The organism is Marinobacter sp. C2H3 (genome assembly GCF_037080155.1).
Taxonomy (GTDB): domain Bacteria; phylum Pseudomonadota; class Gammaproteobacteria; order Pseudomonadales; family Oleiphilaceae; genus Marinobacter.
The window spans coordinates 648,004-670,182 of sequence record NZ_JBBBNZ010000002.1; the positions used below are offsets into that span (position 1 = coordinate 648,004).

The window sequence follows — 22,179 nt, forward strand, 5'->3', positions numbered from 1 at the left end:
ATCTGACCCCTTTTTCACAATCTATAGCCCGGATTAATCCTGGGCCCAGCTTTGCACGGCTTCTTTGCCGTACTTGTCACGCCACTCATTCAGCGTTTTGTGGTTACCGCCACGGGTCTTCACAACTTCACCGGTGTGCGGGTTTTTATAGGTTTTCATCGGGCGCTTGGGGCGGCCGGTAGCAGTGGCGTCGGCTTTGGCACCGGCGACAGACGGATCAATGGCCGCCAGAATCTGGAGCACGTCCTTCGGGGACTTGTCGTATTCCTTCATCAGGTTGCGGACTTTGTTTTCAAAATCCAGTTCCTTTTTCAGAGACTGGTCTTTTTCGAGCTGCGCCAGCTCACCCGCAAGCTTTTCCATAAGCTGTTTCTTCTGGTAGTAATCGTTGATTTTTGCCATGGAATCACAAACCCTGTTTGAAATGAGATACAAATAATAAACCAGATTCGGAAAATCCGAAACCAATAATAATCAAGCCGACATATATTGGCAAAACTTTATCGATTGCTCCGGCAATATATGTATGGATGGTAATACCATTGTTCAGCTTAAAACAAAGCTCAGGACAACCGGGACTGCCCCATAATCGCAATGGTTAATTCACGCTGCTCCACTTCAAGTCGGCCAAGTATACGGTTTACCTGCAACGCTTCGGGCCCATGTGCGGATTCGCCCAGGGTCACGTACTGGCTTTGGAGCATCAGGTTGCGCTGCAGAACAGCACTCAGTTGCGTTTCGGTTTTATCAGAAAGCGCGCGCCAGGAGGATAACAGCGACGATCGCCGGAAGCGGGCCTCGTTAACCGGCCGCCCACCCTGTACCGCCATCACGATTTCCACCAACTCAATCATGGTCGCCAGATCCCCTCCGATAACGGGAGGGCGAAACAGCTGCAAACGCCGTTCCGCAAACGTCGCCGGCAGGTCCGGCGGCGTGGCGTCCCAGAGCGTCTGAGCAAGAGCGACCTGTTCCCGGCCAGCCATCTCCAGCAGCGCGTCGGCCGCCACCGCCTGCCAAGTTGCATCGTCCATCAGCTCGGTCAGCGGCGCCTGATGCATTGCCAGAAGCACGGTGGCCGCCGGTTGGAAGCACACCACGCTGTCGCCCCCACGCAGGGCCTGCAATGCCGCTTGATCACAACACGTAACCCAGCGGACCGGAGCAGGCTCGCCCACGCCAAAAATCAGGTGAACATAACCGCTGAGTTGGGCAGGGTGCCCCTGCGCCCGAACGAGAGAAGCCAACGCCTCGTGGGGGTTTGTCATTGGGTGCCTCTAATATAATCGCATAGCCTAATCTATACTAACACACCCAGAGAATACCGCCATGAGCTGGGGTTGGTCGCTCCAGCATACACGCTAGGTCAGCGCCGTCATCATTCTGGCAAGCTCGGTGACACCCCGCTCCACCTCACCGATCCCGGCTGCCACGGAGCCAATGCGCTGAGCACTGCTTCCGGAGAGCTCGCCAACCCCATCCATGCGGGCTCGCAGCTGCTGAATCAGGCGGCTGTTGGCCGCAACGACACCGGCGATCTCCGCAGACGATTGCGCTGTCTGAGCCGCCAGCTTGCGCACCTCGTCGGCAACCACCGCAAAGCCCCGCCCGGCATCGCCGGCGCGGGCGGCCTCAATCGCCGCATTCAAGGCCAGCAAATTGGTCTGATCCGCCACCGCCTGAATGGCCGTAACAATACCGTTGATTCGCGACGCCTGAGCTTCCAGTTCCTGGCTGAGCCCCACAGCAGCGCCAATTTCGGAGACGGTTTTCTCGGAAACCTCAACCGCCGATTCAATGGCGTCGTTTACTTCTCCAGCGATCCTGGATGCCTGCTCGGATGTGGATGCTGCACTGTCCCGGGCCTCCCGGGATTTCAACACCTGCTCGGTCACATCCATGGCGAACTTGACCACTTTGTACACCCGCCCGACTTCGTCGGTCACCGGGCTGTAGGTCGCGTCCAGCCACACGGGCCGGCCCGCGCTGTCTTTGCGCTCAAACCGGCCTGAAAAACTTTCGCCCCTGGCCAATCGTTCCCAGAACGTGGGATGTTCGCGGTAGAAGTCGTCAAAGCAGAACATGCGGTGGGTTTTACCGACGATCTGTTCGCGGCGATACCCCAGTGTCTTCAGGAAGTTGTTGTTCGCCTCCAGCACCTCGCCCTGCGGCGTGAAGCGAATCACCGCCATGTAGGTATCCAGGGCGGATAGCAACGCTTCCTTGTCCGCATGAGCGGCGTGCTCACGGGTCACATCCGCTGCCAGCTTGATGATCCGGACCACCTCACCCGCATCGCCGAACACGGGAAAGTAGCTCGCCTGCAGCCAGACTTTCTCGCCCCGGGCGTTCACCCGGGGAAACCAACCGCTCTTTGCCTGGCCGCTGGAAAGGTCTTTCCAGAACTGTCGATACTGCTCGGACTTGACGAATTCCGGATCGCAGAACTTGCGGTGGTGCTGGCCGATCACCTGGTCAGCTCGGTAGCCGAACAACGACAGGAACTGATCGTTGGCCGATTCAACCGTACCGTTTGGGGAAAAGGTAATGTAAGCGACCGCACCCTTGATCGCCTGCATGGTTGCGTTGAGCTCTGCCGCTCTTGCCTGGCACTGCGCTAGCTCGGACGCTTGGGTTACTCGACTCGCTTTCGCTGCAAAACCGAACATTGTCCGCCCTCCGTGACCTATGCTCTCTTTGCAGTATGTCGGCGGCCGGCGAAAAAAGCTGAGCGAATTTTGTAATAATTTGAAAAGTAAACTTAATTTTTTCTTAAATTATGCGCCAGTCGAGCCAGTTGCTCCGCCACCCGCGCCAGATTCGTCGGTGCGTCTGCGTAGGCCTCTGCCAACGTCAGCGGAGCGGGAGTGATGGAAAACGCGGCGGTCAGGCCAATATCGTGCAGATTATCGAGAGGCGTCCCCACCCTGCCGGCCAATCCAATAACCGGCACTCCGTGGCGTTTGGCCAGGGCGGCCACGCCAGCCGGCGTCTTGCCTGCGGCACTCTGGCTGTCGATCGCGCCCTCGGCAGTAATGACAACATCCGCCCAACGGACGTGCGCTTCAAGCGCCAGTGTCTCCATTACCAGCTCAATGCCACGCCGCAGCTGGCCACCGAGCAGGCCCGCCACCGTACCGCCAATCCCTCCGGCGGCGCCGCTGCCGGGGAAGCGGGCCATGTCGTACCCTTGCCTGGCCACGGCCTTGGCGAGGCGCTCGAGGTTGGCATTCAACACGGCCACCTGCTCCAGGCTCGCGCCCTTCTGCGGCCCGAAAACGGCCGCTGCGCCCTCTGGCCCCAACAACGGGTTGGTCACATCGCAGGCAATGACAAGGTCCACGCCGGCTAATCGGGACACGGCCGGTGCCAGATCCACGGAGGCAAGGTCCGCCAGCCCACCGCCGCCGCGGGCGACGGGTTTACCGGACGAATCCAGCAGTTGCGCCCCAAGCGCCTGCAGAATACCGGCACCCCCATCGGTGGTGGCGCTGCCGCCCAGCCCTATTACCAGAGTGCGTGGCCGGTGGCTCAGCGCCGCGAGCATCAATTCGCCAGTGCCAAAGCTCGTGGCCGCCATGGCGTCCCTCGCCTCTGCCGGCACCCGATGCAGGCCGCTGGCTTCTGCCACTTCAACCACGGCTGTGTCGCCGTCGTCCAGCAAGCCGTAGGCTGCCTGCACCGGATGGCCTAATGGCCCGGTAACCTCCGCGGTCATCAAGCGCCCGCCTTTGGCCGCCACCAACGCCTCAGTGGTGCCCTCCCCGCCATCGGCCAGGGGGACCTCCACAATCTCGTCCTCCGGCGCCACCGAGCGCCAGCCCCGGGCAATGGCGGCGGCCACTTCCCGGGCGGTCAGGCATTCTTTGAAGGAGTCGGGGGCGATGAGGATGTTCATGGGGGGCTCCGGAGACAGGGCAATGGTGGGGGTATCAGGTTAACCCACAAACGGCCAGAACAGGGGAATCAACCCAATGCTGACACCGCCAACCAGGACACTCAGAGGCACGCCAATGCGCAAGTAATCAGAAAACCGATAGCGTCCCGGGCCATACACCATCAGGTTTGTCTGATACCCAAGGGGGGTGATGAAACTGGCCGAGGCGGCGAACATCACGGCGACGGCATAGGGCAAAGGGCTCACACCCAGGTGATCGGACACCGCCAGCGCAATAGGAAACATGAGTACGGCGGCGGCGTTGTTGGTAATCACTTCGGTGAACACGGCAGTGACCACATAGACCAGCGCAAGCGCCATCCAGGGAGAGACGTCACCACTGACGCTCATCAGGCCCTCTGCCACCGCCCGCGCAGCGCCCGTCTGATCCATGGCATTGCCCAGTGCAAAAGACGCGGCAATGACCACCAGCACCGGCAAGTCCACGCTACGGCGGGCCCGGCTGGCGGTGATACAGCGGGTGGCAATCATTGCGCCCGCCGCGAGAAACGCGGCTTCAAGAATACTCAGCAGACCGCTGGCGCTGGCGATAACCATCGCCAAAAGGATGGCCAGGGCTTTAGGCGCCTTGCTGAAATCCGGCGGGGTGGAGTCGTTCAGGGCGCTGACCAGAAGAAAATCCCGGCGGAAGCGGTATTGCTCGACAAACTCGTGACTGGCCTCCAGCAGCAGCGTATCGCCCATTTTGAGGACAATATCGCCCAGCTTGCCCGGCACCCGGCGCCCGCTCCGGGATACCGACAGCACAACCGCGTTGAAGCGGCTGCGGAAGCGGCTGTCCCGGATATTCTGCCCCAGAGCGGCAAACTCCGGCCCCAGAACCACCTCTACCAGCACCCGCTGATGATTGGCAATGTCCAGCTTATGCACGCTGCCACTGGCCGGGCGCAAGCCCTGAATGCGGCGCAGCTCGCTGGCGCACTCCGGCGCGCCGACAAAATACAGCTTGTCGCCGGCCTGGAGCGTGCGGTTCGGCTCCGCGGCCGCAATCAGACGGCCCTGCCGATCGATCTCCGCCAGATAGCCATAGGTAAGCGATCGCAAACCCGCCTCGGCAATGGTTTTACCCACCAGCGGTCCAGGGCTGACCACTTCCACCTCTACCCCGTACTCCCGCACCGCCTCCAGGTCTTCCGAGAGGCCGCCGCGATCGGGCAACAGGCGCGGTCCAACCAGCACCAGGAAAGCACCGCCGATCACCAGCAACGGGACACCAACCCAGGCGAGATCAAACAGCCCCAGGTGGGTTCCCAGCGTGGTCTGCAAAAGCCCGTCTACCACCAGGTTGGTGCTGGTGCCAATCAACGTGCACGTACCGCCCAGAATGGCCGCGTAGCTGAGGGGAAGCAGGAGTTTGGACACAGGAATCCGAAGCCTCTGTGCCCAATCCTGAATGGCAGGAATGAACATCGCCACCACAGCGGTGTTATTCATGAACGCGCTGAGCATTCCGGTGGGCACAAGCATGCGCAGCTGCGCGCCACGAATAGACTGGGGATGGCCCAGCAACCGCCGGGCGATCCACTGCACCGCACCTGTCTCCTTTAGACCTGCCGCCACCACGTAAAGCGTCGCGATGGTTATCACACCGGGGTTCGCAAAGCCTTCCAACGCCTGGCCGGGCAGTAACACACCGGAGAGCACCAGCAGCGCCAGCGCGGACATGAGTACCAGATCGGCAGACAAGCGGGTAAAAACAAGCGCTGCAAGCACAGAGCCAAGCATTACCAGCGTAATCAGCGCGCTCCAATCCATAACACCCATCCCTCGTTGCTGGCGTTGTACCGGTGATCGACCGTTACTGTGAACGTTCCAGAATCAACCGACGCGTCTGCAGGTACCCAACCAGTTGCGCGACACACTCATCGACGCTCAAGCGCGACGTGTCCAACGACAATTCCGGGTGTTCTGGCGTCTCGTATGGAGAGTGGATTCCAGTAAAGTCAGCAATCTCACCGGCCCGCGCCTTCTGGTACAGCCCCTTGGGATCGCGGCTCTCACAGACTTCCAGCGGCGTGCTCATGAACACCTCGACGAATTCGCCGGCGGGGAACAGGTTCCTCACCATGCGCCGATCCGACTCAAAGGGCGAGATAAACGCACTCAAGACTATAAGGCCGGCATCCGTGAACAGCTTGCTCACCTCACCAACCCGGCGAATATTCTCCACCCGGTCTTCATCAGAAAACCCCAAATCCCGGTTCAGCCCGTGCCGGACGTTATCGCCGTCGAGAAGGAACGTGTGATAGCCACGTTGATGCAACGCCACATCCAGCGCATTGGCGATGGTGGACTTGCCCGAGCCGCTGAGGCCCGTGAACCAGAGCAGGCAGGGATGTTGGTGTTTCAGCTCGGCGCGCTCTGCTCGCGAGAGGCTATGCTGGTGCCAGGTCAGATCCATCATGCTTTCCTGTTTGTCTCGGTTCAAATTGAACTCCTGAATCGCTGGATAGTAGAATTTGCGCCTTCATTTTGCCATCAATAACCGGAAGCCGAATGCCTGACATAAACACATCTGCCCGTTCAGTAATCGCAAACAGTCAAATCGCATTCGGGACGAGCGGTGCTCGCGGGCTCGTCGAGGACTTCACCAACGAGGTCTGCACTGCCTTCACCGTCGCGTTCATTAACTCGCTGCAAACGGGCTACTCGTTCGACCGTGTTGCGATCGGTATTGACCGCAGGCCAAGTAGCCCTCGCATGGCCGGGGCAATCGCCGGCGCAATTGAGCGCATCGGCCTGAAACCGGTCTATTATGGCGTACTGCCCACCCCTGCACTGGCACTCAAGGCAATCACCGATGGCGTGCCGGCCATTATGGTTACCGGGAGCCACATTCCGTTTGATCGCAATGGCATCAAGTTTTATCGCCCGGACGGCGAGATCAGCAAAGACGACGAACAGTTGATCCTCGCCAGCGAATCGCCGCTTCCCGACGTCTATGTCAACTTGCCAAGAGTCTCCGACACCGCGGCCATGGAGTATGCCAGCCGGTATACCGGCCTCTTTCCTGCTGATGCCCTGAGCGGAATGAGGATCGGCCTTTATGAACATTCGGCGGCCGGGCGCGATATCAGCCGCCAAATATTCGAGCAACTAGGCGCTTCCGTTGTCTCTCTGGGGCGAACCGATACCTTCGTACCAATCGACACAGAGGCCGTTGCGGAGGAAGACAGGACCCGTGGGCGACAGTGGGCAGAAAAACACCAACTGGATGCCATTTTCTCCACCGACGGGGACGGCGACCGGCCACTCCTGGCTGACGAAACGGGCGACTGGCTTCGCGGCGACATTCTAGGCCTTCTGTGCGCCCGGGAACTGGGCATTGAGGCGCTGGCCGTGCCGGTGAGCTGCAATACTGCGATCGAACTCTGCGGCGCCTTTACAGCCGTTGCCCGCACAAAAATCGGCTCACCCTACGTGATAGAAGCTATGGCAACCCTGAGCCAAAAATACGGCTCCGTCGCGGGCTTCGAAGCCAACGGCGGGTTTCTGACGGGCTCTGACATTCTATCCGGAACCCATTGCCTCAATCACCTCCCTACCCGGGACGCCATATTGCCGGCGCTGGTACTGCTCGCCGCCGCGAAACGCAACGGCAAGCCGTTGTCCAGCTTGCTGACAGAGCTACCGCCCCGCTACACCGCCAGTGACAGGCTGAAGGATTTCGCCACCGAAAAAAGCAATGCGTTGATTGCCAACTGGAAAAGCAACCCCGATGCGCTAAAAAGAGACCTGGCCATGCCGGCCGGCATCCGGACCATCGATTTCACCGACGGCTTAAGGGCGACGCTGGACAACGATCAGGTTGTCCATTTAAGGCCTTCAGGAAATGCCCCTGAACTGCGTTGCTACTGCGAGGCGGAATCTCATTTGTCTGTTCAGGCGCTTCTTACCGAATGCCTCCGTGCGCTTGCCACTGCAGCGGCATCAAACGCTGACTGAGCATCACCTGCATGGCCGGCCTATCACCCTTTGGTGACCGGCCAATGCCGTGCCATTAGACGTCAAGCCGGGTAAAACTCACTGTTACCTGGCTAACGTCTCGTACGCGCTTATGGTTTCAGAAGAACACCGCCGCCAGTTGAATCCAGCCGCTTGCCGAGCCCCTGAAGCCGACATTCTGTCCCGCTCTGATGCATCCTCGATCCCGACATGGATGGCTTCCGACAGAGCGGTACTGTCCTCTGCGTCTACCAGCAAAGCGGCCGTACCAACCACCTCCGGTAAAGATGCCCGGTCAGAACTCACAACCGGGACACCGGATTGCATCGCCTCCAAAACCGGTAGCCCAAAGCCTTCATACATCGAAGGAAAAGCAAACAGTCGCGCGCCCGAGTACAGCAACGGCAACTCATCCGCCGGCAGAAATCCCAGGTATTTAGCCCAGCCCTGGCGTTCGGCCTCCTTGATTCGGGCGTGAATATCGTCACTTCTCCATCCCCGGTAGCCGCTCAGAATCAGCGGCCAACGTTCGCGCACGGCCTTGGGCAACCGCTCATAAGCAGTCAACAGAACGTCAATATTCTTGCGCGGTTCAATGGTCCCGACGAACAGACTATAACCTTGATATTCAAGGCCGTATCGGTTCAGGAAAGTCCGAAGCTCTGCCTCTTCACGTGGCCTGAACTCCGGCCCGGCCGCCAGGGGCACCGCTTGGATTCTATCGAGCGGCCAGCCGGAGAACTCGGCCAACTCCTTGCGGGTAAATTCCGAATCGGTGATCAAGGCGTCCGCGGTTCGCAGGGTCTTTTCAAACTCTTTCTGGAGGTAGCGCACTTTGGCCGGATCAAAGCAGTGAGACCATTTGAACGGAGACAAATCATGGAACGTGGCCACCTTACGCCCCGGGAACGGCGGCAAGAAAAAGTTGGGGCCGTGATAGATGAACTCCCCATACCCCTTGAGCGCCTGCTTTCGGAGTAGCGGCATCAGCAGGCGGTAAGCCTCCATTGCCAACCCGCTCGTCTGAACCAGCCGCTTCAACCCATGACCACCACCGGATGCGCTTTGAGGCTCGGGCAGTCCCGGTACGAACCGTGTGCCGGAAAACAGTTTCAGCTCAGAGACCGCTGTACTTGCCTGAAGCCCCTTGGCTAACTCGTAGGCATACCGGCCGATACCCGTGAGGGGAAAACGTACGGGCTCAACAGAAAGAACGACCTTCACGCGGTGCCATCCAACATCCACCGAAGGGTGTCCTTCAGTTCCGGTGTCTTCCAATCCCCTATGCATGCACGCAGTTTGTCCGCATTGCCGCACAAGGTTTTCACCTCATTGGCGCGCACGAATGCCGGGTTTACCCGTACCTCCAACTCATGACCAGATAACTCAGTACACAAGGCAAGGACTTCTCTCAATGAATGTGTCCTTCCAGAGGCCACGTTGAATGTCTCACCCACCGGTTTGCGCTCAATCAGTTTGCGATACGCCTGAACAACCGCCCGCACGTCGCTGAAATCGCGCCATACATCAAGATTGCCCAACTCAATAACGCTGGCTTTCCGCTTGAAGTGCGAAACAATTTTGGGAAGCAGGAAGCTATCTGCCTGCCCTACACCCGTGTAATTAAAGGGACGGACCAGCGTGATGGGCAACGCCGGGAGCCAGGTTCGGGCCATGTGCTCCATCGCCAGCTTACTGACGGCGTAATCGTTGGCCGGCGCTGGAGGGGTATGCTCCGTCAGCTCGCCTTCCTTCTGATTGCCGTACACATTGGCACTGCTGGCCAGCAACACGCTCTCCGGCGTTTTTCCGGAGGCGCCGAGGGCCTCCAGCAGATTGCGTGTACCCATCAGGTTTACCCGGTAGAACGCGTTCGGGTCGCCGTGGCCAACAAAGGCCAGAGCCGCCAAATGAATCACCACATCGGGCTGGACATCCGCGATGGCCGCCTTGAGGGCCTCAACCTCCGTCAGGTCTGCCTGAATGTAGCCCTTCGCGGAAGACTCATGGCTGCCAAGGCCCACTACCTCGTAGCCCGCGCCTTCCAGCTCCTCAACCAGGTATCTACCGGTGAAGCCCTCGCTCCCTGTTACCAGTACACGCTGACTCATCAGAACGAGAACCCGATCTTGTTCCGCCGCAAGTCTGCCTCCACCATCATCTGGCACAGCTCTTCCAATGTAGTCTTGGGCTCCCAGCCAAGCTTCTCCTTCGCCTTGGCCGGATCACCAATCAGCAGATCCACTTCTGCGGGACGGTAAAAACGCGGATTCACCGCAACAATCGTTTTACCGGTGACCGTATCAATTGCTTTCTCCGACTCACCTTCGCCCTGCCATTCAATACCAATATCCGCGGCCTTACAGGCCAGAGACACAAAATCCCGGACGGTTTCCGTGCGGTTGGTGGCCAGCACATAGGTATCCGGCTCATCCACTTGAAGCATGCGCCACATACCTTCTACGTAGTCTTTGGCGTAACCCCAATCCCGCTTGGCGTCCATATTGCCCAGCTCAAGCATGTCCTGTTTACCAAGCTTGATGCGGGCAATCGAGTTGGTGATCTTCCGCGTGACGAACTCTTGCCCGCGCAACGGCGACTCGTGGTTAAACAGGATGCCGCTGGTTCCAAAGATATCGTAGGATTCCCGATAGTTAATGGTCATCCAATGGGCGTAAAGCTTGGCTACACCGTAGGGGCTGCGCGGATAAAACGGCGTATCTTCCTTTTGAGGAATGGCCTGGACTTTGCCGAACATTTCGGATGTAGAGGCCTGGTAGAAGCGGATTTTCGGGTTGACGATCCGAATCGCTTCGAGCAGATTGACTGGACCGAGGCCGGTAATGTCAGCCGTGGTGATCGGCTGATCAAACGACACCCCGACGAAGCTCTGAGCCGCAAGGTTATAGACCTCCAACGCTTCGGTTTGCTGAAGCAACCGGATACTGGAGGAAAGATCTGTCAGATCGTATTCAACGAGGTGGAGATTCGGGTGCTGGGCGATACCCAACTCCTCGATGCGCCAGAAGTTTACGGACGCTGTGCGGCGGAAGGTGCCATAAACCGTGTAGCCCTTTTCTAACAGGAGATCTGCCAAATAGGCTCCGTCTTGACCGGTAACGCCGGTAATGATTGCTTTTTTCACTGTACTTCCTTCTCGGTTCATTTTGTCAATACGACAAACTTCATCGGTTTATGTAATCTTATAATTTCGTAGGTCTACTTGGTCTAAAGTTCCTTCATAACATCCACGGCCACAGCCTATCCTCAAATACCAAGAATGCTATCCATAAGCATGTCAGCACTTTCTTTCCAAGTCAGCCAAGCCATGTTATCGGAGGAGGGATGCTCGCCCCTGCGATAGAGGCTTAGCCAGCCTTCAACAACGGCGGCAAGTTCGCGCGCATCGTCACTTTTAAAGTAGTAGGCATAATCACCCGCCACTTCTCTAAAAACGGGAATATCTCTAGCAATAATTGGCAACTTATGGTGCGCAGCCTCAATGAGCGGCAACCCGAATCCTTCGCCGTAGGAAGCGGCTATCAATGAAGTGCAAGCTTTATAGACCTCCTCCAAGTATTCATCACTGATACCCTCCAACCAGAAGAGTCGTATGTTCATTTCTGGGTGAGAAAGCAGACGCTGTAGGAGCCGCTCAACAAGCCAGCCACGCCTCCCAACAATGACCAGGTTAGCATCGACCCCGGAGCTCCAAAGGTACTCGAACGCATCTAGCACTTGCTGATGCCCTTTCCGCGGCTCAATGGTTCCTACCATAAGCAGGCTAGGTCGAGACCGAAACTGAGCCAAAGCATTAGCAGCTCCGTGTGGTAGACCTCTAGAACGGTGTAGGTGATCAAACTCCGCCCCCAACGAAAACCAATCGACGTCAAGCGAATGCTGGCCTTCTGGGAAATTATTGTGAAGCCAATCTACTAGTTCATGAGCGACCGATTTTGAAATACAGACTGCACCATCACTTTCTATGACGACCTCTAACCAGCGAGCAAATCCATCTGCGACGCCTGGAGCGAAATATTTGGGTATAGACATACACAACAGGTCATATACGATGAACTTTACCGTCACTCCCTGACTACGCATCGCTTGATAAAAGGCTCTTTGCTCGGGGACGAACTCAGGCTGAAGATCTAGGCCCGCAAAAATATCACCCTTGGCATATTCCATAACCTCATCTCGTAAGATGTTCTTTGGAATACCGAGAAATTCAGCAGTAAATTGACGTGCATATCGATATGGCTGATTAGCTTTTGCATAGACCGGCTCGACACGAAAGCCCTCTGGTGGGCTCTTAAGCCACTGACCGAGAATATTACGCACTACTCTTTGGATCCCGGTTCCAGAATCACCTCTCACCAATTCGGAAATATCGACGAGTATTTGGGTTTGCCTGTTACGTGGAGGAAAGTTTTGAGCGATAGCTTCAGCCAGTGCGAAAAGCTCCTTCTCGCGAGGAGAATCGTCAGAAATTTGCGCAATACCGCCGAGCAATGCAGGCACGCTTCCGCCTATAGGTTCGTAAAACCGCTCAATGGCACGCCGGTAAAGGTTTGCGCACATTCGCGGGTCATGCTGCCGTAGCAGAATTTCACGGGCTACATCACCAAGTTTCTGCCTTCTTGTGTGATCTGACCTCAGAACTTCAAGTGCCTCTGCGAGTTGTGCATTGGTGAACTTATCCGGAAGTTTCCAAACGGCGCTATCATCAAGATCAGCCATACTTCCATTAGCGTTGACGATAGTCGCAATGCCATGATTCATACAATCTAGTACGGCAGCTGAAGTCTCCCCGCGAGATAGCCCCCTCAACTGAACTGCCAGGTCTGCAGAGGAAAGGTATTGCTGGAAAAGTTCTCTGTCCGCCCAACCCGTTATACGGATAGTACTGTTCCCTTTGAATTCTCGAATGTTCTTGAGAAGCTCATTTCCGTAATCCCCCGGGTGGTTCTCACCAACAAAGATCAAGTGACACTTGCTATCTGCCGCGAGATTTGATGCAAGCCAAGCATCGATAAGGGTATCATTAAGTTTGGCTGGACCAATCAGTCCAAATGTGCAGACTACAAAGTCATCAACCCCGAAACCTAACGCCTTTCTGGCTTCGGCACGATCAACGTTAATATCGGTACCCCGCGCTAATGGAATAACTTCCCAGTCTTCGCACCCTGCGCCGTACCAGTATTCATTAAGTCGAAGTGAGCTTGGCGAATGCACTATGATGCCACGACTGTCTTGGATAACGCTCAAATTGCAAGGAAATTCCCAGACGACATCGATAACATTCTCTTCGTGAAAGCGCTTGTAAAGAGCCCGGTAGCCATGGCTCAAATATAGCTCTCGAACCCACCTGCCTTGCGAAAATCCAGTGCTTTCCATATTGAAAACGATGTTGGAGAGGAAAAAATCGTGTAGGACCACGACTCCGGGAACGGCCGCAAGTAGATCAAACATATGCTGATGCATATGTGAGTTTCCAAAGTGATAAAGAACCCTGTCATAATCATTAGCATGTTCGACAAGCCATTTGACGGAACGTACAACGCAATTGGCGTTAACCCAACTATCCTCTACAGTATCTTGCTCAACAATAACTTCTATTTCGTAATGCCGGGAAAGTTCGGGCAACAATTCTGCACTGTAATCCGCTATACCTGAACGTTCCGGGGGAAGCGGAGAAACGTAAGCCAACTTTGGGCGGGGCCTTTTATCTTCTTTACTTTCCAGATTACTAATTTGAGCTGAATGCAGGCTCTCCATTGCAGAGATCGTTCGTCTCGCTGTCTCGTCCCAAGAAAACTTCTCAGCTTGCAACTCGGCATTCTTGATGAGCTCGGCGCGAAAGCTCTCATCTGACAACGCGCGCAAAATGACCGCAGTCATGCTGTCGTCGACATGCGGATTAAATAATGCCTTCTCCCACCCAATAACCTCCGGCAAGCTGGAAGTGTTTGCTCCTATTACCGGAGCACCGCATCGCATTGCCTCCAGTACCGGCAAGCCAAAACCTTCGTGCCAAGATGGAAACACAAACAGAGAACACAAGTTATAAAGGGCTCGAAGATCCTCCTCTGGCACGAAACCAGTTAATACGAGCGCGCCTTTTTTTAATCCTTGCTTCAGTGCCAAAAACTCCAGAGCGTCTTGGGTATCTTTCTGGACGGAGCAAACAATTGCTAATTGGTGCGAGCTAAGTATCTCCGGCGGGAGATTTGAGAAAGCTCGGATCAAACCTTCGATATTTTTCCTATGGTCAGTGCCGCCCGTATACATAATGAACGAGCGTTCCAAGCCGTAACGGGACCTAATGGCCGAGATTTCGTCAGTTGCCATATCGACTCGCTGAAAGTAATTATCAGCAGCTGTGGAAACATTGACCACAAATTCCTCGGGCAAATGAAGGTGATCGATACCCTCCTGCCGTGAAGATTCAGAAATGGCTAGCCAGAGATTGGCACGACGTAGAGATTCAATTTTTTCGGAATACCAAGCCGAAACGATTGGATTGTCTAAGTAAGGTTTTCGATGAATAAACGGAATAAGATCAAACAGCGTAACTGAAGTGGGCACATTACGACACAACAGGCTAATGCTTGCTATGGCGTCGTCGCCTAGGCCCTCAAATAATGAGGTGACATGCAATACATCGGGCTTTAGCGAAGCCAAGAATGCCTCTCTGACCAGTTCTGCCGAATGGCGACGCCATTGATTGTCGGAATGCGCGAATGCCACCTCAGGCGGCGCATGCCAAACGCGGATGTTGTCTGGCGGCAATAGTTCATCTAAGGCGTTACGTATAGGAGCAATAGTTTCGGGGAAAAGCGCATTAAGCGCAATTATGACTTCATGCTCTCCACGGTTGCGAACAACAGCCTCGACAAACGAAAAGGTGTACCGCCCTATACCCCGCGTACGTGATCCCGAGGATTGTGCTCCCTGCATATCAATCACAATTCGCATTAGTCTCGCTTCCTGTTTTTACTAATTGCAACGACCAAGTTTTGGTATATATGCCGACCTCGTGGCGTTAGGCTATCTAGCTCATAAGGAACTCTTTGATAGCTAGAAGCCTTAAAAGTAGAATTTTCCTTTCCAATATTTATTAACCGATTCTTCAATCTCGGAAAACGGTTAATCATCTTCAATGTAAATCGCTTTAATCGAGGACGCCTTTGGACATAAAGCATTACGTGTCGCAGCAAAGATCTTACTTTAGGCATAGCAGGCACTTTCGCCCAACTAGGAGCACGATTAAATTCTCTTGCATGTACCTTCGCCTCACTCAGACCTCGATTCAATGCTCTTAATGGTGCTGTTATACGCCACGATCGACTATTTACTATCACTTTAATCGCCATCTCAGACTCAGCTGCTTTGGCCATGAGTTGAGTAATTGCCTTATCCGCTTTATTTAGTCGGGCCTCAGCTTCTAGTGCTCTCGACTCTGCTGAAGTCAGCCTTTCTTCAGTATCGTTGATCTTAGCCGCCAAATGAGAGCGCAGATTTTCCTGCCCCCTTGCAACAGTGCGCGCACGACTCACCTGCTCCGCCATATCAGCTGGTGAGCGGTCGGAGACCGAAACTGCCCATGAAATCGGCTGGCTTTCGTGCCGGATGGTCAATATCTTTTGAAGTTCGTTAGAAGTCCAACGATCATTTAACAAAGCTTGATGAACCTGGGCCTCCAGGTTACTGAACCACTCGCGCTCCTTTTCAGCATAATATCCTTGCGGGATGTGGCAACTCGAAAAGTCAGGCGATTTTAGTCCTGCTTCCTCCAAGCGCCTCCGGACCTCAAACTTAAATTCCTTAGAATCGCTCAACCGATCTATACTAATAACGTTATCAGCGTAAAGTTGCCCTTCACGCATAGCCATCAACCAGAGAAAATAAAAAGCTAGGTAACTTTGTTCGCTCGTCAGAGGTCTTTTACGATAAAATTCAAAAGCCTCGAATAGTTCGCCACCTTTATACCTCGGCAAGTTCATCGAACTAACCAACCCTTTCAAGGATTCTGGAGCGTCTTTTGAATTGACGATAATCTGGTTGACTGTATCAAAGTATGAATCTGCCTTGTAAGACCACCATTGATCCCAAGGATTACGCCAAAGGTAAATGTGATATCCACCCATCTGGCTTTTTATTGCGCCGATGCGGCATGCCGTACGACATTCCTGAAACAAAGGTCTTTTTTCTTCCGGGGCAGCCGTCGAAAGGGCCTCCCAATAACGGACCCCGATTTCGCCGTCAGAACTTGAGAAATAGGCGTCATAAATTATCGGCGAGGATATACTGTCCTTCCAAATTGGCCAAGCTTTAAACAACTCTTCAAAATAAGGTCTGCTCAAGGGGGGATGGCGGAGTAACTCGACTTTCTCAGCGCCCATGTCGACGAAAAGTTGTTCAGGGTTGTCTTTCGCAACAACGGCAATCTCATGTAAAGGCTCCTGATAACACCAATAGTCATATTCAAGCTGCCGAAAGCGATCAAATAAAAACGTGCTCCCGGACCGGAATAATGAGTGAACAAATATTGGTGCTCTTTTTTCTCTCATTTCATTACGTCCTCAGGTCGGTAAGCAATTAACGACAAATTTGCTCGCATTTCGACGAGACCAGATACGACGGACGTTTTATCACTCGACGTAACTCTAAGAATGGCCGCATCCACTCTTCGGCTCAAAAAATCTCCTCCAGTTCCTTCTTTGATCCCGCAATTGACATAATAAATCCCAGGCGCCAGGCGATTTTCGAGTTTAAAATCTACTTCAATCACCTCACCGGCGCGATGAGGGCCTGACTCAGCGCCAAGTGTCTTTGAATCCGTACCATAAATGGCTACACCCTCTTTGGTTTTAAACATAAGGGCATAAACGAAAGAATCTATATCTTCATTGAGTCGAACGCGATACCGCCAATGAAACGATGCTTCAGACTCGATCACATTTATCGGTGACCCATTTTCATCTTCCAGCCAACACGCTTCGATATCAGCCTTTCCGTTGCCGTAAATCATTTCGCAACTGGCAGAAAGAGATGGATCAAAGAGCGCAGTTTTATCATTGCTAACATTCGTATTCTTAGCATTCTTTGCACTGACGCTATCAGTCCGGTTCCCGAACAAATGCCGTTCGTACTGATCACAAACAGTCTTGGCAGTCCCCCAACCCGCAACAATACCTTCGTTAATGAAGAGCGCTCGATTACACAGCTTTTTAACTGCTTCCATGTCATGACTAACGAAGAGAAGTGTGGTTCCCTTTTCCCTAAACTCTTCAATTCGTTGAAAGCACTTTCGCCCAAAAGCTGCATCGCCAACGGATAAAGCTTCGTCTATGATGAGAATGTCAGGGCGCACGGCAGTTGAAACGGCAAATGCTAGACGAATTTGCATACCGCTCGAATAAACACGTACCGGTTGATCAATATACTCACCGATTTCTGAGAACGCCTCAATCTCGGGCATCAATTCATCGACAACATCAACCTTGAGCCCCTGAAGCTGGGCTGCCATATAAACATTTTGTCGGCCAGTAAAATCTGGATGGAATCCCATACCCAATTCCAGTAACGCGGCCACTCTCCCTTCAATTTTGACCGAACCGGTGGTTGGTAGCGTGGTTCCGGTAATTATTTTAAGTAAAGTACTTTTTCCCGCTCCATTAACACCGAGGATGCCCACAGCCTCGCCAGGGTTAACGGTAAAGTTGATTTCTTTTAAAACCCACGTTAGATCATGTCTCTTTCTACTACCTGGTACAACCCACTCGGCCAACCGGGCCCACCGATTTGGATATCTTTTATAGGCTTTACCTACATTTGTAACGGTAATTGTTCCCATTAGAGTTCATCCACCATTTCGCCAGCGTGTTTACGGAACAGACGCATACCCAGCCAACAGAAAACAATGCCTAAGAGCAGCACTGGCATCAGTGCTATCCAGTCCGGCCACTGGCCTCGGGCCAATACGGTTTGGTAAGCGCTCATAAGGCCTGTCATCGGGTTGTAGGCCAACAGCTCCTGAACACGTGGGGGCAGAATATTCGACGGATAAACGATAGGCGTTAGCCAAAACCAAAATTGCAAAACGACACCAAATGCCTGCCCTACATCACGAAAGAAAACGTTGAGCACGCCCAGAGTGATTCCAAGCCCGATGGAGAAAATAACCTGCACAATCAGCACAGGTACGATAGCCAGGAACTCCCACCCTGGAAAAGAGTTCGTTATCAGCAAAAAAAGCACGAACAATCCGAAGATGATACTGAAATTCAACAACGCCGTTGCCACGACCGTTACCGGCAAACACATCCTGGGAAAGCTGAGTTTTTTGAGTAAGTTGGCGTGCTCGATGAACGTATTCTGGGCCCTGCTAGTAATCTCTAAAAACAGCCCCCAAGTAAGAACGCCCGCGCAAAGATAGATGCTGTAGCCAAAGCTGCTTTCAACACCTGGCAATTTCGCCCGCATGATCTGGGAGAAAATGACGGTGTAAACGATGATCATCGACAGCGGCTGAATTACGGTCCAGGCCACACCTAGCAAAGAATTCAGGTATTTTGCCTGAAACTCTCGTTTTACGCTTCCGATAATAAACCCACGGTACGCCCATAAAGCCTTAAGTGCGCCCATACGTATCCTCGAACCGAACAATGTCGTCCTCACCCACGTAAGCGCCGGACTGCACCTCTACCAGTTCCAGAGGCACTTTGCCGGGGTTCGTGAGGCGGTGGGTTGCGCCAATCGGAATAAAGGTCGACTGGTTTTCCGTCAGCAGTTTTTCTTCGCCGTTGCACTCCACGATCGCCGTGCCTTTAACCACGATCCAGTGTTCCGCGCGGTGGTAGTGCATCTGAAGGGAAAGCTTTTCGCCGGGCTTAACGGTGATGCGTTTCACCTGGAAGCGATGGCCCTCGTCGATGGATTCGTAATCGCCCCAGGGCCGGTAGACGCGAACGTGAGCGTGATGCTCGTTCCGATCGCACCCTTTAATCGCCTGGACCACCTTTTTGACGTCCTGGACGTTGTCTTTGTGCGCCACCAGGACGGCATCTTTAGTTTCAACAATGACGACGTTGTCCATACCAACAGCCGCCACCAGGCGGCTTTCAGCGCGGACATAGGAGTTGCGGGTGCCGTGGGCGACCACGTCGCCGACCGAAACGTTGCCATCGGCGTCTTTTTCCTCCACGGCCCACAGGGCCGACCAGGAGCCAAGATCGTTCCAGCCAGCGTCAAATGGCACAACCGCCGCCCGCTCCGTGGTCTCCATAACGGCATAGTCGATGGACTCGTCCGGGCAGTGCTGGAACAGCCCGGCTGGTACACGCTCAAAATCGGCGTCCTGCTTAATTTCCGCCGCTGCCTTCTCGCAGGCGTCGAAGATGTCCGGCCTGGACGCTTTGAGCTCGTCCAGATAAGCAGACGCGCGGAAGATAAACATGCCGCTGTTCCAGTAGAAGTTGCCGGCGGCGAGAAACTGTTCGGCCCTGGCCTGATCCGGCTTCTCAACAAACCGGTTTACGGTGAAGGCGGTTTCATTGGCCGTTAACGGCTGCCCTGCATCGATATAGCCGAATCCGGTCTCTGGCCCTGTAGGCACAATGCCAAACGTCACGAGGTGGCCCGCCTCAGCGATTTCTGCGCCCTGATTAATCAACGCAACAAACCGGTCGGTATCATCGATCAGGTGATCGGACGGCAACACCAGAAGCAGTGGATCTTCTTGCCTGGCCCGTTGCTGCAGAGCAACCAGTGCAATGGCGGGCGCGGTATTGCGACCGAACGGCTCGAGCATGATTCGGTCGAGCGACAGCTTGTGCTGGCGTGCCTGCTCGGCAACGATGAAACGGTGCTCTTCATTACACACCACGACTGGCGCCCGGGCGTCCAGCGCCGCTGATCTAGACAGGGTCTGCTGGAGCATGGTCTGGGCGCCCGTCAACCGGATGAACTGTTTGGGCATCAGCGTTCGGGACAGCGGCCACAACCGCGAGCCGTTACCACCGGCAAGAAGTACCGGGAGAATGGATGCATTTGCCATAAATATTTACCTGTCTGTCCTTGGTGGGGTGTTTGTATTGTGTTCGTAGAGTTCACGATAAAGCTGGCTGTAGCGTTCACCGACTTGCCGGCCGGAGAAGTGCGCCTCAAATCGTTCTCGCCCGGCGCGGCCCATCATTTGGGCGCGTTCCGGGTCCTGCGCGAGCGCAACCATCGCTTCAGCCAGAGCACCGGCATTCCGGGGCGGGACGACCAGGCCGGTTAAGCCGTTCTGATTGACATAGCTGGTTCCGGTCCCGATGTCGCAACTGATCAGCGGCAGGCCGTGCATCTGCCCTTCCAGCAACGTTACACCAAAGGCCTCTGAGCGTTCACATGACGGAAAGACAACCGCTCTGGCATTTTCCATAAGCGCCTGTTTGATGTCGTCGGACACAAAGCCGGCGAATTTCACGTTGGGCGCGCCGGCGCGTTCCGCTTGCTGCTTCAGCGCTTCCGCTTCCGGCCCATGGCCAGCGATTACAACGGGCAAGCCGCTCAAGGCAGCGGCTTCTATCAGGTACCGAAGCCCTTTGTAATATCTCAGAACACCGATAAAGAGAAAATAACCGTGCCCATAGGCCGTCCGAACCTGCTCCTGGGCCTCCGGGGAAGCGTTTGAATAGCTCTCGGGCTCAAGCCCGAGGGGAATGACGCTAACGCGGGAGCCCAGGCCCTGCAGTATGGGGCTGGATGCAGCGTAATCGGGTGACGTCGCCACGAATCGGGTCACGGAGCGGAAAAACCAGCCACGTAGAGGCGCGTAGAGTTTTTCGAGGGCGTTCTGACGAATAATGTCCGAGTGATAGGTCAGCACTAGCGGCTTGTGGACTCGTGAGAGCGTATGGACGAGGTCCGCAAACGGCCAAGGGTAATGAACGTGAATCAGGTCGGCCCAGCGTGCCGCCTCCCGATAGGCGGAAAAAGTGGCAATGCCCATGGAGCAGGAGGCAGGTTCCAGTTGCAGGGGGACCTGGATGACTTGCGCCTCAGGGCGCTGAATAACGGTTTGCTGTTTGACCGGGGCCAGCGTGAGCACCCGATGCTCAATACCGAAACGCTGGGTGCCTATACAGATCTGGCGGATGGCTTCTTCAACGCCACCGTGAGTTTCCGGCAAATAGGTCCGATAGAACTGAAGAACGCGCATTGCTATCACTGAACCCCGTTGGCGGCCGAGCAGTCACTGAAGTATCGCCGGATCAGCTCATCCGTGGGGGCAAGGCGGAGGTTCGGCAAGGCCGCAGCCAACTTTGTGGTATTTACCACGGCGCTTTCCGTCAGTTTCGCGAACGAGGCCGACACGCCAACCATTCGCGCCGCGACCCTGAGTAAGGGAACCGGGAAGCGGAACAGCCTGGGCGTGCAGTGGCGGGCCGACCCGAGCGATCTCAGCAACTCGGGTGTAGACATGGTGGTGGGGTCGGCAACATTGAACACGTCATTGAGCTTGCGCTCATCCAAAACCAGCGCGGCGACAACGGCTGCCAGATTATCAAGGCCGAGCAGACTTCTGCGATTGTCCACTGAGGCCAGCGGTAACGGCATGCCCCGGTAGGCCAGGCGCATGAGGCGCGCGAAATTGCCTTTGACGCCGGGCCCATAAACCAGGGGCAGCCGAAGCACGCAAACATCCAGGTTTTTTGCGCAGCCGCCAGCGAGCAACAGTTGTTCCGCTTCGGCTTTACTCATACCGTAATCGTCGTCAGGACTGAGTGTATCGGCCTCGCTGAAGCCGCCCTGATCAGACGACACCTCGCCATACACCTTCACTGAACTGAGAAAGATCAACCGACGAACGCCAACGTCTTGGCATGCCTTGGCCAGTGCCGCGACGGCGTCCCGGTTGACTCTGAAAAGGCGTTCGGTCGCCAGCGGCCCCTCGGGTTTCTCCGCAAACGCAGCACAATGAACAACCGTGTCGACACCACGCAGGCTTTCAAGCCACTCGGGCTCTGCCGCCAGATCACCGACCGCGTGGCAGCGCCCGTCCACGCCACCATTGCGAACCAGTCGCCGAACCCGTGATCCGTCGCTTTCCAGTGAACGTACGAGGAAGCTGCCAATGAAGCCATTGGCTCCGGTGATGGCTATGAGAGTCTGGTTGTGCACGGTGTTCCTGACTGAACTCGAATAACAAAATCCGATGGTTGCTAACTCCAAGGGACATTCCCGGAGATGGGTTCGTAAGTCACCCATTGATCAAACGCGCGATG

General features: G+C 55.1%; 17 protein-coding genes. 1 reads left to right on the forward strand and 16 read right to left on the reverse strand.

Annotation, left to right across the window (positions count from 1 at the left end; genetic code table 11):
- Positions 1-33: 33 nt before the first annotated feature.
- From V3388_RS08040 to cysC, 6 genes are all read right to left on the reverse strand, one after another.
- Positions 34-402: a histone-like nucleoid-structuring protein, MvaT/MvaU family gene (locus tag V3388_RS08040; protein WP_336367006.1), complete on the reverse strand. Its 369-nt coding sequence runs from the start codon at positions 400-402 to the stop codon at positions 34-36.
- 161 nt (positions 403-563) lie between these two features.
- The gene (locus V3388_RS08045) at positions 564-1,268 is read right to left on the reverse strand and encodes a hypothetical protein (protein ID WP_336367007.1); all 705 of its coding nucleotides are present in this window, start codon (positions 1,266-1,268) and stop codon (positions 564-566) included.
- A 93-nt stretch (positions 1,269-1,361) separates the two neighbouring features.
- A complete protein-coding gene (locus V3388_RS08050) occupies positions 1,362-2,579 on the reverse strand; it encodes a methyl-accepting chemotaxis protein (RefSeq protein ID WP_336367008.1) in 1,218 nt (405 codons plus the stop codon).
- A 182-nt stretch (positions 2,580-2,761) separates the two neighbouring features.
- The gene (locus tag V3388_RS08055) at positions 2,762-3,898 is read right to left on the reverse strand and encodes a glycerate kinase (protein WP_336367009.1); all 1,137 of its coding nucleotides are present in this window, start codon (positions 3,896-3,898) and stop codon (positions 2,762-2,764) included.
- Positions 3,899-3,937: 39 nt separating this feature from the next.
- Positions 3,938-5,713, reverse strand: a complete 1,776-nt coding sequence (locus tag V3388_RS08060; protein ID WP_336367010.1) for an SLC13 family permease — start codon at positions 5,711-5,713, stop codon at positions 3,938-3,940.
- Positions 5,714-5,756: 43 nt separating this feature from the next.
- A complete protein-coding gene (cysC, locus tag V3388_RS08065; protein ID WP_336367303.1) occupies positions 5,757-6,362 on the reverse strand; it encodes an adenylyl-sulfate kinase in 606 nt (201 codons plus the stop codon).
- Positions 6,363-6,454: 92 nt separating this feature from the next.
- On the opposite strand from cysC, the gene V3388_RS08070 reads away from it, so the two are divergent.
- Entirely contained in the window at positions 6,455-7,903 is a 1,449-nt protein-coding gene (locus tag V3388_RS08070) for a phosphomannomutase (protein WP_336367011.1), read from the forward strand.
- An 84-nt stretch (positions 7,904-7,987) separates the two neighbouring features.
- Here V3388_RS08070 and V3388_RS08075 read toward each other — a convergent pair whose 3' ends face one another.
- From V3388_RS08075 to V3388_RS08120, 10 genes are all read right to left on the reverse strand, one after another.
- On the reverse strand, positions 7,988-9,148 hold the full coding sequence (locus V3388_RS08075) for a glycosyltransferase family 4 protein (protein ID WP_336367012.1): 1,161 nt from the start codon (positions 9,146-9,148) through the stop codon (positions 7,988-7,990).
- Positions 9,124-10,014: an NAD-dependent epimerase/dehydratase family protein gene (locus V3388_RS08080; RefSeq protein ID WP_336367013.1), complete on the reverse strand. Its 891-nt coding sequence runs from the start codon at positions 10,012-10,014 to the stop codon at positions 9,124-9,126. The genes V3388_RS08075 and V3388_RS08080 overlap by 25 nt, the downstream gene beginning before the upstream one ends.
- On the reverse strand, positions 10,014-11,069 hold the full coding sequence (gmd, locus tag V3388_RS08085) for a GDP-mannose 4,6-dehydratase (RefSeq protein WP_336367014.1): 1,056 nt from the start codon (positions 11,067-11,069) through the stop codon (positions 10,014-10,016). Before gmd ends, V3388_RS08080 begins: the two co-directional genes overlap by 1 nt.
- A gap of 101 nt (positions 11,070-11,170) precedes the next feature.
- The gene (locus tag V3388_RS08090; RefSeq protein WP_336367015.1) at positions 11,171-14,881 is read right to left on the reverse strand and encodes a glycosyltransferase; all 3,711 of its coding nucleotides are present in this window, start codon (positions 14,879-14,881) and stop codon (positions 11,171-11,173) included.
- Positions 14,881-16,476, reverse strand: a complete 1,596-nt coding sequence (locus V3388_RS08095) for a hypothetical protein (RefSeq protein ID WP_336367016.1) — start codon at positions 16,474-16,476, stop codon at positions 14,881-14,883. The genes V3388_RS08090 and V3388_RS08095 overlap by 1 nt, the downstream gene beginning before the upstream one ends.
- The gene (locus tag V3388_RS08100; protein WP_336367017.1) at positions 16,473-17,762 is read right to left on the reverse strand and encodes an ABC transporter ATP-binding protein; all 1,290 of its coding nucleotides are present in this window, start codon (positions 17,760-17,762) and stop codon (positions 16,473-16,475) included. Before V3388_RS08100 ends, V3388_RS08095 begins: the two co-directional genes overlap by 4 nt.
- Positions 17,762-18,559, reverse strand: coding sequence for an ABC transporter permease (locus tag V3388_RS08105; protein WP_442915632.1), 798 nt, complete (start codon positions 18,557-18,559; stop codon positions 17,762-17,764). Before V3388_RS08105 ends, V3388_RS08100 begins: the two co-directional genes overlap by 1 nt.
- Entirely contained in the window at positions 18,540-19,964 is a 1,425-nt protein-coding gene (locus V3388_RS08110; RefSeq protein WP_336367019.1) for a mannose-1-phosphate guanylyltransferase/mannose-6-phosphate isomerase, read from the reverse strand. Before V3388_RS08110 ends, V3388_RS08105 begins: the two co-directional genes overlap by 20 nt.
- Positions 19,965-19,970: 6 nt before the next feature.
- A complete protein-coding gene (locus V3388_RS08115; protein ID WP_336367020.1) occupies positions 19,971-21,113 on the reverse strand; it encodes a glycosyltransferase in 1,143 nt (380 codons plus the stop codon).
- Between the two features lie 5 nt (positions 21,114-21,118).
- Complete coding sequence (locus V3388_RS08120) at positions 21,119-22,126, reverse strand: NAD-dependent epimerase/dehydratase family protein (protein ID WP_336367021.1); 1,008 nt, start codon at positions 22,124-22,126, stop codon at positions 21,119-21,121.
- Positions 22,127-22,179: the final 53 nt, after the last annotated feature.

Excerpts from the sequence above, each read along its gene's own strand:
- V3388_RS08040 (WP_336367006.1), bottom strand. The coding sequence starts at position 402 with ATGGCAAAAATCAACGATTACTACCAGAAGAAACAGCTTATGGAAAAG.
- V3388_RS08045 (WP_336367007.1), bottom strand. The coding sequence starts at position 1,268 with ATGACAAACCCCCACGAGGCGTTGGCTTCTCTCGTTCGGGCGCAGGGG.
- V3388_RS08050 (WP_336367008.1), bottom strand. The coding sequence starts at position 2,579 with ATGCAGGCGATCAAGGGTGCGGTCGCTTACATTACCTTTTCCCCAAAC.
- V3388_RS08055 (WP_336367009.1), bottom strand. The coding sequence starts at position 3,898 with ATGAACATCCTCATCGCCCCCGACTCCTTCAAAGAATGCCTGACCGCC.
- V3388_RS08060 (WP_336367010.1), bottom strand. The coding sequence starts at position 5,713 with ATGGATTGGAGCGCGCTGATTACGCTGGTAATGCTTGGCTCTGTGCTT.
- cysC (WP_336367303.1), bottom strand. The coding sequence starts at position 6,362 with ATGATGGATCTGACCTGGCACCAGCATAGCCTCTCGCGAGCAGAGCGC.
- V3388_RS08070 (WP_336367011.1), top strand. The coding sequence starts at position 6,455 with ATGCCTGACATAAACACATCTGCCCGTTCAGTAATCGCAAACAGTCAA.
- V3388_RS08080 (WP_336367013.1), bottom strand. The coding sequence starts at position 10,014 with ATGAGTCAGCGTGTACTGGTAACAGGGAGCGAGGGCTTCACCGGTAGA.
- gmd (WP_336367014.1), bottom strand. The coding sequence starts at position 11,069 with ATGAACCGAGAAGGAAGTACAGTGAAAAAAGCAATCATTACCGGCGTT.
- V3388_RS08090 (WP_336367015.1), bottom strand. The coding sequence starts at position 14,881 with ATGCGAATTGTGATTGATATGCAGGGAGCACAATCCTCGGGATCACGT.
- V3388_RS08095 (WP_336367016.1), bottom strand. The coding sequence starts at position 16,476 with ATGAGAGAAAAAAGAGCACCAATATTTGTTCACTCATTATTCCGGTCC.
- V3388_RS08100 (WP_336367017.1), bottom strand. The coding sequence starts at position 17,762 with ATGGGAACAATTACCGTTACAAATGTAGGTAAAGCCTATAAAAGATAT.
- V3388_RS08110 (WP_336367019.1), bottom strand. The coding sequence starts at position 19,964 with ATGGCAAATGCATCCATTCTCCCGGTACTTCTTGCCGGTGGTAACGGC.
- V3388_RS08115 (WP_336367020.1), bottom strand. The coding sequence starts at position 21,113 with ATGCGCGTTCTTCAGTTCTATCGGACCTATTTGCCGGAAACTCACGGT.